The following is a 14,103-nucleotide window of genomic DNA, read 5'->3' as shown; positions in this document are numbered from 1 at the left end:
GCCCTCGAAATGTGTTATCGGGGGTTCTTTTGCGGCCAATCTTAATAGTTACGATTTTTATTCATGCAGTATCTTGGCGATCACTCCCAGTTTTTCCAGAACGATGACCGCACCCAGAAGCACGAGGTACAACCCGGATAACGTGTATAAGAAGATGTCTTTTCTCCTCGACTTGATCAATGCATGGGGGTCCTGAATATGCGGGATCATTGCAAGCACGGGGACGCCTAAACTCCTGATCGCATCAACGTTCTTAATGGAATCATCAAAGGTATCGAGGAGCACAATAAGACCGGCTGCGCCCGCGAGCCCCCCAACGATCCCCAACAGCATGATCATAAAGCGGTTCGGGCTGACCGGCGCGATGGGAAGCACCGCGGGATCCACGATCTTGAACGTTCCCGCTTTGTCCTGCAACTCTGCCTGCGTGGACACCTCGGATTTGCCGTAGGCCGCTGTCAATTCGTCAAATATCTTTTTGCTGGATTCGCGTTCGCGCTCAAGGACGGTCAGCCGGTTGATCACATTTGAAGCGCGCACCAGTTTTTTCTGTGAAATGGCGTATTTTGCCTTGAGCGCCTCGATCTCGGATTGTACTTTGATCACCTCGGGATGGTCCTCCGTGTACTGGACGAGAAGATCATCGCGCCGCTTTTGCAATTCAAGATATCTGCCATACAGGACAATACTTTCGTCTCTTTTCAGCACCGAGATCTCTGCGTCAAGTTTGCCCACCTTCTCCTTGTGCTGGTTGATCTGGTCAAGGAGAAACCTGTTGGCGCCGAATGATTCCTCTCTCTTGGAGCCGATGTTCGACTCAATATACTTGCTGACCACATTGTTCACGTAATCCCGCGCAAAGCGGGGGTCCCGGTGTTGAAAAGACACCGTGAAAAAATCAACGTCCTTCCTGCCCGATTTGCTGAATTCGATCGTGATCAGGGTCTTGTCCTGCGTGCTCTTAATGAGGCCCTCAACCTCCGCCTCGGTCTTCCCCTGCAGATCAACGCCAAGATCGCTGATCACTTTTAAAACCAGGGTCCTGCTCTTCATGATCGTTGAAAGTGCCGTGGCTTTATCATCGATCGACTGCGTGCCGCCGATATTTTTAAGAAGGACATCGTTTAAAAAGCTTTTTTCGATGGAAACGACGGTCTTCGCCTCATAAACCGGCGGTATGAAATAACTTATGATGACCACCGCGGTAATGATGAAGGCGGCCGTCATCGCGAAAAGGTATCGCCGTTTCAGAATAAGATGCAGATAGCGTTTTATGTCCAGTTCCTGGGTTTGTTCCACGTCCATCTCCTAAAATATGCCTTCCTTGACAACAATATAATCACCCGGCTGAAGCCGGGCGTTCTGAGTAATGTCGCCGTCATTGATCAGTTTCTTCATCTTGACGGATATCGTGACCTCACGAGCGCCATCTTTCCGATAGATCATGGTATCGTTCTGGCTCGCGTATTTCGTGAATCCGCCTGCTTCAAGGATCGCTTCCATGACCGTAAGACCGTCACGATACTCGACAAACTTCGGTGTATTCACGGCCCCCATCACATAAACGTTCTTATTCACATTTGTCGATATATAGATGATGTCGTTCGATTCTATGGCGATGTCTTCCGTCATGTCTCCCTGAAGATACAATCTGGTAAAATCCTCTTTGATCTTTTCCCCACGCCTGAGCACATAGGCTTTTTTCAGGTCCGCCTTTCTGACGTCCTCTATCTGGCACAAAAGCTGGAGGAGACTCGTGCGCTGGGTCAGGGCAAATACGCCTAACTTTACGCCTCCTCCGAACAGATAGACCTTATTGTTCGTGATCCCGGTGACCATGACCGTCACAATGGGATTTTTTACGATCCTCCCGATCTTTCCGGTCAGCGTCGTTTGAAGGTCCTTTACCGTGGAATTAGCGGCTGTCACTTCACCCACAGTGGGGATCGAGATTTTTCCATCAGGGCGGACGATCACCGGGAGGGTCAGGTCCTTCTCGCCCCAGACGGATATAACAAGCGTATCCCCTTCCCCGATAAGATAATCCGCTGCCGATGCCGACGACGTAAACAAGAGTATGAGCAGAATAACGAATATGTTTATTTTCATAATGGTTACCCTCTTTCTTTGAAGTCAGGAGTCAGGTTCAAGGTTCAAAATTCAGGGTTGCATTGTAAATGTTCGAACGTTGAACCGTGAACCTGGAACCCGATCATCCGCCTTTTGCATCTCAATGCACCTTAACAGGCTGCTGAATGCCCGTTCCGTTTACCCTTCGACGGTGCTTCGACTTCGCTCAGCAGAGCGCTCAGAACGGCGAACGGAACGGGCATTGAAATTGTTGTTCTTTATCCGTTCGTGGTGAGCTTGTCGAACCACTCTAATGACTTTTTCAGCAACCTGTTATGACGTTCCATTCTTCCTGATCTTTTCCAGCAACGCTTTTGCATCCTGATCCTCGGGAAATTCCCCGAGTGCGATCGCCTTCTGAAGATTCTCCTTGGCTTTGGACGAGTCTCCGTTCGCCTTATACGCGAGGGCCAGATGGTACAAAATACTGGGATTCTTCGGGCTGCTCTCCGACGCTTTTTTGAGCATCTTCAATCCCTGGTCGATCCTGTTGTTCTTGAGAAGCACATACCCGAGCGTGTCCCGGATGGAATCATCCTGGGGTGCGATCATAAAAGCCCGCGTGGCATACCGAAGTGCCTGGGGAAGGCTCCTGTTCTCTTCCAAATAGAGATAGGCGAGGTTGTTCAGCGCCATGGCGTGGTTGGGGGACAGCCGGAGCACCTTCTGGTATTCGACTTCAGCCTCCTTCTTCTTCCCCATGGCATGCAGGATGGTCCCCTTCCGGAAAAGAACCTGGTCGGAACCCGACTTTGCCTTCTCCGCCTTGCGATACTGTTCCAGGGCCAATACATAATTTTTCTTGATCGAGTACAGGTCCCCGAGCATAAAAGCGAGCGAGGCGTCATTTCGCTTGTTTGCGTTCCTCAGCACCTCGATTCCCTTATCGACCTCATTGCTGTTCTGATACGCAAGAGCAAGGGTCAGGTATCCGATGGGAGAATCCGGATCTTTCCGGATGATCTCGCGGGCGTTTTCTTCCGCCTCTTTCCTGTTGCCCATACGGAGATGGATCCGCGTGAGTTCCGCACTCAGGTTCGGATTTTCGGGATGTTTTCTGATCTCTGCCCGCACCTTCTCCAGCGCCTTGGCAGGCTCTCCCATGGCAATATACGTATTCACCGTATACGCGAATCCAGCCTGCGGGTTGAGACGTTCAATGGCATCATCCACTGCCAAAACATCTTTAAATTTCCTGTCCGCGAGAAGGATGCTTCCTTTTACCTCGTAGAGGCCGATGTCCGCGGGGGATCTGCTGATCCCTTCATTCAGGACCTTGAGCGCCTGCCCGGTATCGTTTGTTCTTTGCAGATAGCGCGCCGCTGCGACGATGCCATCTGTTTTTTTGGTATCAGCCGCCCGGAGATAGGTTTTGCGGGCCTCTTGTTCGTCCCCATTTGCTTCCGCGAGAGAAGCGAGCAGAAGCAGGGCCTGTACATTGTCCGGTGAATGCTCCACCAGACTGCGAAGTTCCTGGACCGCCTGCTCATGCTTATCCTGCATAACGAAAATTGACGCAAGCTTGAGATAGGCAAGGTCATATTTCGGATCGACCTCCTTCGCCTTCACGAAAAAGGCCGTGGCCTCTTTTACGTTATTTTGCCGGAGATAGGCTTCTGCCATGAGATAATACGAAACCGCATCCGAAGGCCCGCCCTGGATACCTTTTTTGAGCACTTCGACAGCCTTCACCGGTTCATTATGATTCAGGTAGTACAGCGCAAGAAGATGCCTCGTATCCCGGGCTTCGGGCTTGAGACGCACGGCTGCTGCCAGTTCCGACTCGGCCTCCTGGCTCTTTCCCCGTTTCATGGCCACGAGCCCTTTTTTGATATGTACGTCCGCTAAAGAAGGGTCAAGCTCGAGGGCCCTATTCAGTTCCGCAAGCCCTTCCGCATTATTGCCTTTCAGCAAATACGCGCTGCCGACAATGTTGTGCGCCAGGGCGTTCTCATCATCCTGTGCCAGAACCTTCTTCGCTTCCTTAATGGCTTCATCCGCCATTTTCTTGTTCAAGAGAAGCAATGCGAGGTGCACCCGCGCACGGGTAAAGGCAGGCTGAAGATCAAGGGCTTTTTGGAATTGATTTATCGCTTGTTCAAATTCATTCCGGTAATAATGAGTGAGGCCGAGGATGTAATAGGTCCCTGCATTCGGTTGCTGAAGGAGCGCTTTTTGGAGCGGCGCAATGGCGTCGCTATATTGCTTTTTGAAGAACAGGGCGAACCCCTGGAGACGATGGCCTTCCGGCCAATCGGGAGATTGCTTGATTATGTCCTTTGAGATGGCAAGGGCATTGTCAAAGTCATTGCTCTCAATAAAGAGCAGCCCCTTTCGATACAGCGCTTCAATATCGCCGGGGTTGGCCTGAATGATGCGGTCCAGCGTCTTTAAGGCGGCCGCTCCGTCCTTGCGGCGTGTTTGAATATCGGCAAGCAGAAAAAGCGCCTTTCTATTCTCCGGTTCTTTTTCCATGACCTTTGCCAGTTGTATTTCCGCCTCCGGCGCGTTCCCCATAGCGACATATACGGTGGCGAGCGAAAGGGCGGGTGAAACAGTGTTTGCACCACACAGCGCAACGGCCTTATTAAGCAGCATGACGGCTGCAGAATTGTCATCCTTCATGGCACGCGCCCATCCCGCTATCTCCAGCGCATCGCAATCAATCGCCTTATCGCTCAGATAGGAGGAGAGTTCTTTCAGTGCGTCATCAGGTCGATTGGTATGCACCATGACCCTGGCGATCTCGATCTGAACATCCCGGGAGGAGGGATTCTGTCTTCGTACCTTTTGGAGCTCCTTTTCCGCCACCTCAAAATTCCCAACAGCAGTATATGCCCTGGCAAGCTGGAAGCGGGCCTCAAAATAGTTTTGGTCTTTTTCCAGGGCATTCTTGAAAAGAATGATCGCGCCGCGAGGGTTCTTGTCCTGGACTAGTTTGATCCCGTCATTTACGAGCTGTTCCTTCGTCTTATGCTTGTCCGTACAACCGCTAAACAGGATGAGCAATAGCATAAGAAGTGAATATAATTTATACATTTTAACTCCCTGCAAAGACAAGACGTCCCCCCCCCAAACCCTGTTGGTGCACTTTACACTCAGCGTTTTTCTTTTTTTGTATTTAAAAATAGTATTAAATATCAATACAATATAATTTGGCATTATCATTGCATTTACTCTCTCTATAAGCCAATTGCGCTTATTAAGGCTTTCATTGCAGTTGAATTTATTAAAAATAATGATAAATTATATGCCGACTAATTCATGCTGTCAATACCAAAATATATGTTTATTTTTTCTTTCACCTTGCTAAAATAATAATATGGTATTAGGTTTCTACCACGTATAAATAAATGATAACTACCTTGATGACATTCATCACTGCGTACGCTAAAGACGCAGGTGAAACAAAAATATATCTGACGCCATTTTCGGAGTTCGGAATGGTAAAGCGTGTTCTCGAACCCGGCACTATGTTGTTGTTAGGTATCTGCCTTTTAAGCCTTGGCCTCTTTGCAATTAAATTCAAAAAATAATCCGGCATTCTACAGGTTATAATGCCCGCTCAATGAGTGGGGCCTGACCGTTGTGAACCTCGCCAAAGGAGTGTTAATTACCTTTGGTTGACAGGCCAACTCCCTTTCTCAGCTACGGCCAGTAACGGGCCATTCCAATAGCGTTCGATGCCGTTCCAACAACAACGATCTTGCCGTCCTGCTGGATCTGGACATCGGAAGCAGAGTCGTCATTTCCAATGCTAAGGTCGGTTGTGACCATGCCAAAGCCATTTCCAAACGTCGTCGTGTCAAGCACGCCATCTGCGCTATAGCGGAACAGAGCGAAATCTGTGGTCAATATAACTCCCACGACTGACTGGAACGTCGCCGCAACAACGATCTTTCCGTCCGCCTGTACAACAAGACCCGCAGCCACTTCATTGCCATGCATCATGTCATCCGAGATGACAGTCCCGTCCGTGCCGAATGTCGTGTCCAGCGTGCCATTGGCATTGAATCTCATCAGAAACACGTCAGCATTAGTGCTCTCGTTTGTCGTACCGGCAACGATGATCTTTCCATCCGGAAGTATCGCGATATCGGCAAGAACGGGATCCGTACCAGGAGATGCGGTCGCCATCCCGGAGTTGAACGATAGGTCCGGAGCGCCGTTCGAATCGTAGCGGGAGAGGTATAATGATTTTAGTCCGCTTGCGTCTTGCATGTTTCCTCCAACCACGATCATACCGTCGGTTGGTTGTATTTTCACAACAACCGCAGAAGATGTTATAGAGGGCGTCGATACAATTTTACCGTTTGAATTGAAGGATGCGTCCAATGAGCCAGCCTGAGTGAAGCGTGCAACAATAGAGACAGACTGGTTCGAACCCGAGTTTTTTCCCTCACCGGCCACGACGATCTTCCCATCTGTCTGAATTGCCAGTGAACGGACCACATCAAAATCATAACTCATGTCGCACGTTACGGTACCGCTTGATTGAGGGCCAAATGTTGGATCGAGTGTTCCGTTTGCATTGTAGCGCGCAATGAGAAAATCTGAGGTCGAATTATATCTGTTTAGGGTTGTTGTGACATCCGTTAAGATTTCTGTTGCGCCGGTATCTCCGGCCGCCACGATCTTTCCATCGGACTGCACTGCCACAGCCCTGGCTGTCCCGACAATATCATCCGACCAGCCATTCTGCGTAAAGCCAAACGTCGTATCGAGCGCACCGATTGGTTGAAATCGCGCGATCGTGAAATAATGATAATAAATGATAGTCGTACTGTTCGGCTGCATAGTCAAGATGGAATATCCCGCGGTGACTATCTTCCCGTCCATTTGAATAGTTGCTGCATATGCTGCATATGCTTTATCCGCAGAGGAACCAAGCGCTGTCGTGACCATTCCGCCCGTTCCAAAAGATGTATCAAGGGCGCCGGGGGCAGGAATCGTGGTAAAGGACCATGAAAAAGAAGGGGCGATGGCGTTCCCTGCAGCATCCGTAACAACCGTGGTGATAGTCGCTGTATAGAGGGTGTTGTGCTCCAGTGCGCTAATCGTCGTGAATGTTGCAACGTTGTTCAAAGCATCATACGTCACGGTCCCGGCAATCGTTGTCGTGGCAGTGCTTGTCACGCGTTCCAGCAGAAACGTCGCCTCATTGATCGTCGATGCGTTCATGGCCTCGCTGAACGTGCATGTGACCGCCGTGGCAACATCAACGGCAGTCGCGCCATTCGCGGGAGATATTGCCATAATGGAGGGCAATGTCGTGTCTGGTTTCTCAGCGACATGCCTGCTGCTGCACGACACGATCGCAAGAGCGGCAAGAATAACTGCATGCGAGACCAGAAATCGTTTCTTCATAATCCATCCCTTTCTATGCCCAGCCTGACCGGGGAACACCCCGCACAAGACGGGGCAGGCCTGAAAGCTTTTGGACAGGATCTCAGGATAAAATCGTAACCATGTTTAACATCCTGACAATCCGGCACATCCCATTATTCTGTCGAAGGCTTGAGATTTATCCGCACTGTTAGAATAATTTGATTCTTGAGTAACTACTCATCATCCAATGGAGGAGGAATATGCTCCCTTGTTTTCCCATCTCGTAATTTTAACAATATAACATTATTTTCTTTTAACATCAATACCTTTAAAGAGAACATGATGACGGGAATGGACGCCCTTATTATGAGCTGACATGGATTAGATCGGTTGCAGATTAGTTACCGGTTATCTGACTGGTCCGTGTCCAGGAGAGCTGCTTTGTTTTCCGAAACATCGTACGAATGTATCAAAAAACGAGCAATGGACACACGCTGAAGTCTTTCGGGGAGAGGCAGAGTCAACAAAGATGGCAGGATATATACATAAAACTACGAGCTGAAAAACTTTTACTGTGATTTTAAACTTTTCTTGACTTTGTATCAACTATCCACTATATTTATTCAGAAATTTCATGAGTTAATTGTTCATCTCATCATTGCGTCAATATACAGCGCCGCTTCAAATAAAAATATCTCTGGTATTTGACAATCTTCAACAGCGATTTGAATTCACATTTCGCGAGTGGACAGCCTTAACTGTAAAGTTAAGGCTGACAAAAGTGACGTAAAATTTTACACAATAGAATATCTCTATTGAAAATAAATATGTATTATTTATAATATCAATATGTTATGTAATAGCATTGAATTTGCATCTAATTAATCAAACCCAAAACATACATTAAGGAGCGATTAAGACATCCTATGCTTAGACGATCCGTCGAAAATCGAAGAAAGTTTTATGATCCAAGCTACAAGGGCGTTGAGAGGAGAAGTGGCGACGATAGAAGAGCCGTGATAGACCGAAGAAAATCGGCCTCTTCAGACATTCCAAGATAATATAACCAGTTTTCAGAAATGATTGTTATATTTTAACCCGCGCTTATCTGATTTCATCCTTTGCGTTTTTCTCGACTTGCTTACGTGGTGTTTTTTCTTTAACAGATATTTTCTTTTTTTGGATACTTACGTCTGATCACACTCCGTTGCCCGATCCTTTGTCCTTGAAGCTGGTTACATCAATCTGCTGCAAATGCGGAAGTATCTGCAGTTTTTTAACCTCTCCATTCATTTCTTTATGCAATAAATTGAAGAACGTCTTCGTGATCTGCTCGTCAAATTGCGTGCCGCCGCATTTCATTACTTCACGAAATGCTTCATCGAGCCCCAGTTTGTCCCGATACGGCCGGTCCGTTGTCATAGCGTCAAAGGCATCAACGAGCGTGAGGATCTTTTCTCCTTCGCTCAGCTCAACTGCCCTGAGCGCATCGGGATATCCCTTCCCATCCATCCGTTCATGATGATGCAGAACAAACTGTTCAATATTTCTCCACGGAAAGTTTATTTTTGAAAGGATATCGTACGATATCTGAGGATGTCTTCTGATCTCGTTTATCTCCGGGGTTGTGAGCCCTTCTCCTTTTTTGATGACCCTGGTGTCAATGATGATCTTCCCGATATCATGCAACAGGCCGGCAACATAGATACCCTCCACCTCGTTCTTTTTCCATCCCAGTTCCCGCGCGATGGCGACAGCATAACATGCCACACGGTAGGAATGGTTCTTGGTATACCCATCCTTGGCGTCAATGGCGGCGGAAAATGCCTGGATGGTATCATGGTAAATGCGCCGCATGCTTTCATAGAGTTTTTTGTTTTCTACGGCTTTTTTGGTGAGTTCTAAAAATAACATCGCATTATACAGCGTTATCGCCATTTGATGCGCCACAACGCGGAGAACGTCTTTCTCGCTCTGACGGAATGCGGCCCGACCGAGTTTTTTGCCGAGAGAAATAGCCCCGACAAACTCATCTTTTGCAAAGAGCGGAATGAAGAGTTTTGTATTCAGCTGCGAAAATACCTTGTCGTTCCGTTCGTAAAATGAGCTCTTGGCCATCTCATGAACGGAGTGCGGTTCGTTTGGAGTAAAACGACCAATATGCTGAGGCAAAACAGATAAGGTAATCTCCTGGAGCGCTCTCTTTTTATAACCCTTTTCCACGAGAAGTTCGAGACTTCTCTGCTGAGGATGATAAACGAACAACGCCGCCGCCGGCACGGAAAACGTTCCCGTAATGACGTAGAGTGCCGATTTCATTTTTAACGACAGGTCCTTTGAGGACGTTGCCTCCTGTCCGAGATCAACCAGAGATGCAATACTGAACAACAGTCGTTTGAGATGCAGTTTCCCGGCGGACATCTTAGGATCTCCCGTTCAGATAATCGAGAGCGTCCTTCTCATCTTTAAAGACTTTAACATGCTTTATCAATCCCGCCATCTCGAACATCTCGCGATGGTCTTTTTTCATATTCGTGAAACAGAGCATACTGTTCGATTCCAGCGAATTCTGCACAATGCTTAAAAATATTGAAAGGCCGATGGTGTTGATAAATTGAACATCGGAAAAATTAACAACAAGCTTCTTCGATCCTTTGTCGATAAACTTTTCACTCGTCGATTCGAGACGTTCTGCCCCGATGTTATTGATATACCCTTTGGGCATCATGACGTCTATGTCCCGTTCTGATCTGGATGACAGAGAAAAATTACTCATGATTTACGGTATCCTCCTTGTGTATGCCTGCAGATCTCTCGATTTTTTTGACAAGCTTTATCTTCGTACCGTACTTGGTTTTTTCAAACTTGACTTGATCGACAAAGCGTTTAATTAATTTTAAACCCCATCCCCTTCCTGTTGTTTTCGCGGCCTCCTGGTCCCGGTAAGGTTCTCCCGTTTCCTGAATGATGAACTCCTGTCCGGCACTTTCTATCGACACCTCAAGATGGTCATCTTCAGCGGTAATGCTGATATAGACTTTATCATCCATGCCCCTGCCGTGTTCCATGGCGTTGATACAGGCTTCGATAACAGCTATTTGCAGCTGACCTATGGCTTCCTGATTGATATTCAGATTTTTACCGATCTGCTCCAGACTCTGGGCAACAATAAGCTCCGCATCTCTGGCAATCGGCAAGGTCATTTCAAAATACACGGCCGTTTCCTTTTGCGGTACCAACGCTTCAATGAAGTGCCCCTCCAGATCGTGGGCGGACTTTGCCAGGATCTCCCTCATGAAGAGACTATCGACAATGTCACGCAACACCCGATCGTCCATTGCCCTGAACGTACCAAACTCACCGCGAATAAATCCAGCGAGATACAATGCTTGCACAATGGCATGCGCCTGGCTGTCCGTCAGCGCAAAGACCTTCGCGATCCGCTGGCAGGAAAGCGCCTCGGAGGTATGATAGATCTTCGAGGTTATTGCGAGGGCGGTTCTCCTCTGTCCCAGATCCAGGAAAAAGCTCTTCAAGACCGATGACCAGGAGTGGGCGAGTGTTCCTTCCATGATCTCCTGAATGTAGGCATTCCAGAAATCCTTTTCACCGGGATTATTCTTCTCGCACACCCTGTTGACGATGCACCCGAGATAATAAGGGTTTCCGCCGAGATGACGAATAAGAAGAGGAGGCATGCTGCCTTCGGCCTCATGTTCGTTCAGGAGAGAAAGAACCATCGACGAGGTCGCCTCGGGTCCAAGCGGATACACCTGAATCCGCTCCAATCCGCTCACGCCGGGCATTTCCTGGAGTTCGGCCATGTTCCCCGAGATTATATGGGGCGTTTTTCTGTGCGTCATCGGTTCTTGAAAAAGTGATGCCAGTCTTTGATCAGGGACACCGGCAAGATGGAGCCCCTGTATCAGTTGAAAATCATCGATCAGAACGGCTACCGGCATTCCGGTAGAAAGCGTCGAGCGATGCGGCGCCGCAAGTGCAATACGAAGCGCATCGAGGGGATCTCCGGAGCAGCGCATATACTGGTCAAGAATTTCCTTTGCCCAGAAAGCCTCCCGCTCCTCCACGAGAAGGGACAGGTCATCTATTGATATCCCGTCCTGATAAAAAAGTGCTTGATCTTTTTTTGGGAAAGCGAGTCGCTGGCAGATAAACCGGGCCAGATAGTTCTTTGAAAAGTCTGTTACCGACAACAGCGCTGGATTGACCGAGTACCAGAACGGGACCACCCGGTCCTGCTTCCAGAATAGCTGCCCGAATAAATGCTTGAGCAGTTCCGTTTTCCCGATGCCCCTTTGACCGGAGAGAACAGCGCTGCGCGCCTGGCCCTTCTCCGCAAGAAGCACCCTCTTGAAGAGGTTGGCCTGCTCTTGCAGTCTTCCGATAAAATCCTTTTCCTGAAGAGAATTGAATGGCATGTTATGAGAACACCTCTATCCTGTTTTTCCCTTTGTTCTTGGCGCGGTAAAGCGCCTTGTCAACATTTTCGAGAAGAAGTTCGATCGTTTTCCCGTGCCCGGGATAGCATGCGATGCCGATACTGGATGAAAGCGTATGCGGCCCCTTACCTGCCGCGTTCCGGGGAAGCACCGCATACTTCTCCACATTGCTCCTCAATCGTTCCGCGATATCGATCGCCAATGTTTCCTCGGTCTCGGGAAGGATCACCATGAATTCATCTCCTCCGTACCGTGCCACAATGTCCATTGACCGCACCGTGTTTAACAACGTTTCAGCAATGTCTTTGAGTGTCTTATCGCCGAACAGATGCCCCATCGTGTCGTTGCAATATTTGAACCCGTCAAGATCGAGCATGAGAAGACTGAGGTGGTGTCCATACCGTTCGGACCGTGCCAATTCATCCTTCAGCCGTTCATTCAAATATCTTCGGTTCAAAAGCCCGGTCAAGGGATCGGTTATTGTCAACTTTTTAAGCTCCTCCGCCCTATTGAAGAACACATTCCGCTCCATAACGATAGCGGCATGGGTCGCAAAGGACTGGATGAGCTTCAAGTCTTCTTCATTAAAAACCTCGCCGGATGTCTTGTCCGACAGATTGAGGACGCCGATGATGCGATCATCGATCATGAGCGGTACGCTTACGAATGACCGCGTTTTATAATTTTGTCTGTTTTTATGCTTGACCCTCGGGTCATTTTCAAGATTTTCAACGAGGATGGCCTCGCCGAATTCGGCAACCCTGCCGGCTATGCCTTCACCCCGATTGATTCTGAGATTTTCCATCACTCTTTCGATGTTGCCTTTTTTCGCTTCCACGAGAAGGTCTTCGGTCTCGTGGTCCAGAAGCATGAGTGACCCCTGCTCTGCCCTGAGCAGATCTGCGGATTTATCAAGGATCGTCTGGAGCAATGTTTCATAATTCCGAATGTGCGTTATTGTCTTTGTCAGTTCCGAAACTTCAGCAAAGCGGTCAAATTTTTTATCGAGGTCCTGGTGCAGACGCTGGTTCTCCATGGAGAGTGACGTCTGCTGGCAGTACGCTATAATGATCTGTTTGTCACTCTCTTTGAGAACCCTGTCGGTTATGCGCAGGATCCCTTCTAATTTTTTGAAAACCATGATGGGGAAAAAATACAGGGCACCCATGCCGTTCAGAAAGTCAGCCCTGGGATCTTTTACGGGTTCTGCTGAAAGGACAAACGGTTTTCCGCTGTTGAGTTCCTGCACGATCGTATCGTGCTCGTTGATGGTAATGGCCCCGGTCGTCCCGCAGCTTCTCGATAGACTATAGAGGCTGACATAGTTTTTCTGTTTGCGGTCAAAAACAAGGATGGCAATGCTTTCGATGTCGAGCAGTGAGGACAACTTGTCTATCATCTCTTGATAGAGCGTTTCCGGCCGTTCCTCTGCCGAAGCACCCCACTTTCCAATAATGCTTTTCAGGCTTTCGATCTTGCTCTTGAGCGTAACCGTTTCCCGGGCATTATTGATAAGCCGTCCCACGGAGTCGGCAACAAAACCCATGACCTTCCAGGTTTGCTGGGCGCTGGTAAAGGTGAGCGGTGTTGTTATGGAAATCGTGTCGATATCGCTGGACTCCAGGATATTCATGCATTCGCGAAAATCCTCGAACGAAGAGAACGAGCCATGACCCACTACCACTGCATGTTCATCCAGGTATTCGATAGGGAAAGAAAAGCACATGATCTTTGAATAACACTTGAAGACATCGGGTTTCCCCTTCGCGATCGTGTTCATCATGATTGGATGACAATATGACTCACACTGCGACTTGAATGATGCGGAAGACAAGCAAAACCCCTGGCAAAAGGGAGGAGTATTCATTGGAGCGAAGATAAGCGTCCCATCCGGTGAATAGATGCTCAGAGAATATCCAAGGCTATCGGAAAGAGCGGTGAATTGGTCCTGCCAGGTCTCGGTCGTGAAGAGATCTTTCAGCTGTTCTTCAGTAATCGCGCTCACCACTCTGCCTCCGACGTTCCACGCTTTCGTCGTTGAACAACTTTTTTATGCCCTAAATTCTGAGGAGTGGACATGTCAAATTCTGCAGTAAACGCATGCCGTTTTCGATGAGCGCGTGCAAAGCAGTGCATGTAAATTAGATCATAAATAGAATTACACGCTCAGTTTACAATATAGAGT

The 14,103-nt window shown here is 48.4% G+C and carries 8 protein-coding genes; all 8 read right to left on the bottom strand.

Translation table 11 applies throughout. The features are described from left to right. Positions 1-57 precede the first annotated feature (57 nt). The 8 genes from M0R70_00945 to M0R70_00910 all read right to left on the bottom strand — a co-directional run bounded on the left by M0R70_00945 (position 58) and on the right by M0R70_00910 (position 13,923). Complete coding sequence (locus M0R70_00945) at positions 58-1,299, bottom strand: Wzz/FepE/Etk N-terminal domain-containing protein (protein MCK9417926.1); 1,242 nt, start codon at positions 1,297-1,299, stop codon at positions 58-60. Between the two features lie 9 nt (positions 1,300-1,308). Next, entirely contained in the window at positions 1,309-2,109 is an 801-nt protein-coding gene (locus M0R70_00940; GenBank protein ID MCK9417925.1) for a polysaccharide biosynthesis/export family protein, read from the bottom strand. Between the two features lie 294 nt (positions 2,110-2,403). Beyond that, on the bottom strand, positions 2,404-5,169 hold the full coding sequence (prsT, locus tag M0R70_00935) for a PEP-CTERM system TPR-repeat protein PrsT (protein MCK9417924.1): 2,766 nt from the start codon (positions 5,167-5,169) through the stop codon (positions 2,404-2,406). Between the two features lie 609 nt (positions 5,170-5,778). Next, positions 5,779-7,497: an Ig-like domain-containing protein gene (locus M0R70_00930; protein ID MCK9417923.1), complete on the bottom strand. Its 1,719-nt coding sequence runs from the start codon at positions 7,495-7,497 to the stop codon at positions 5,779-5,781. A gap of 1,158 nt (positions 7,498-8,655) precedes the next feature. Then, a complete protein-coding gene (locus M0R70_00925; GenBank protein ID MCK9417922.1) occupies positions 8,656-9,879 on the bottom strand; it encodes an HD domain-containing protein in 1,224 nt (407 codons plus the stop codon). A 1-nt stretch (position 9,880) separates the two neighbouring features. Beyond that, on the bottom strand, positions 9,881-10,234 hold the full coding sequence (locus M0R70_00920) for an STAS domain-containing protein (protein MCK9417921.1): 354 nt from the start codon (positions 10,232-10,234) through the stop codon (positions 9,881-9,883). Further along, the gene (locus M0R70_00915; GenBank protein ID MCK9417920.1) at positions 10,227-11,897 is read right to left on the bottom strand and encodes an ATP-binding protein; all 1,671 of its coding nucleotides are present in this window, start codon (positions 11,895-11,897) and stop codon (positions 10,227-10,229) included. The genes M0R70_00920 and M0R70_00915 overlap by 8 nt, the downstream gene beginning before the upstream one ends. Position 11,898: 1 nt before the next feature. Next, on the bottom strand, positions 11,899-13,923 hold the full coding sequence (locus M0R70_00910; GenBank protein MCK9417919.1) for a diguanylate cyclase: 2,025 nt from the start codon (positions 13,921-13,923) through the stop codon (positions 11,899-11,901). Positions 13,924-14,103 lie beyond the last annotated feature (180 nt).

The organism is Nitrospirota bacterium, assembly GCA_023229435.1.
Lineage (GTDB): Bacteria > Nitrospirota > UBA9217 > UBA9217 > UBA9217 > JALNZF01.
Note: the sequence above shows the minus strand (reverse complement) of the source record. Positions and strands in the feature narration are given on the sequence as shown.

What these genes read in the sequence shown, in the direction of transcription:
- M0R70_00940 (MCK9417925.1), bottom strand. Translation starts at nt 2,109, where the DNA reads ATGAAAATAAACATATTCGTTATTCTGCTCATACTCTTGTTTACGTCG.
- M0R70_00925 (MCK9417922.1), bottom strand. Translation starts at nt 9,879, where the DNA reads ATGTCCGCCGGGAAACTGCATCTCAAACGACTGTTGTTCAGTATTGCA.
- M0R70_00930 (MCK9417923.1), bottom strand. Translation starts at nt 7,497, where the DNA reads ATGAAGAAACGATTTCTGGTCTCGCATGCAGTTATTCTTGCCGCTCTT.
- M0R70_00915 (MCK9417920.1), bottom strand. Translation starts at nt 11,897, where the DNA reads ATGCCATTCAATTCTCTTCAGGAAAAGGATTTTATCGGAAGACTGCAA.
- M0R70_00920 (MCK9417921.1), bottom strand. Translation starts at nt 10,234, where the DNA reads ATGAGTAATTTTTCTCTGTCATCCAGATCAGAACGGGACATAGACGTC.
- prsT (MCK9417924.1), bottom strand. Translation starts at nt 5,169, where the DNA reads ATGTATAAATTATATTCACTTCTTATGCTATTGCTCATCCTGTTTAGC.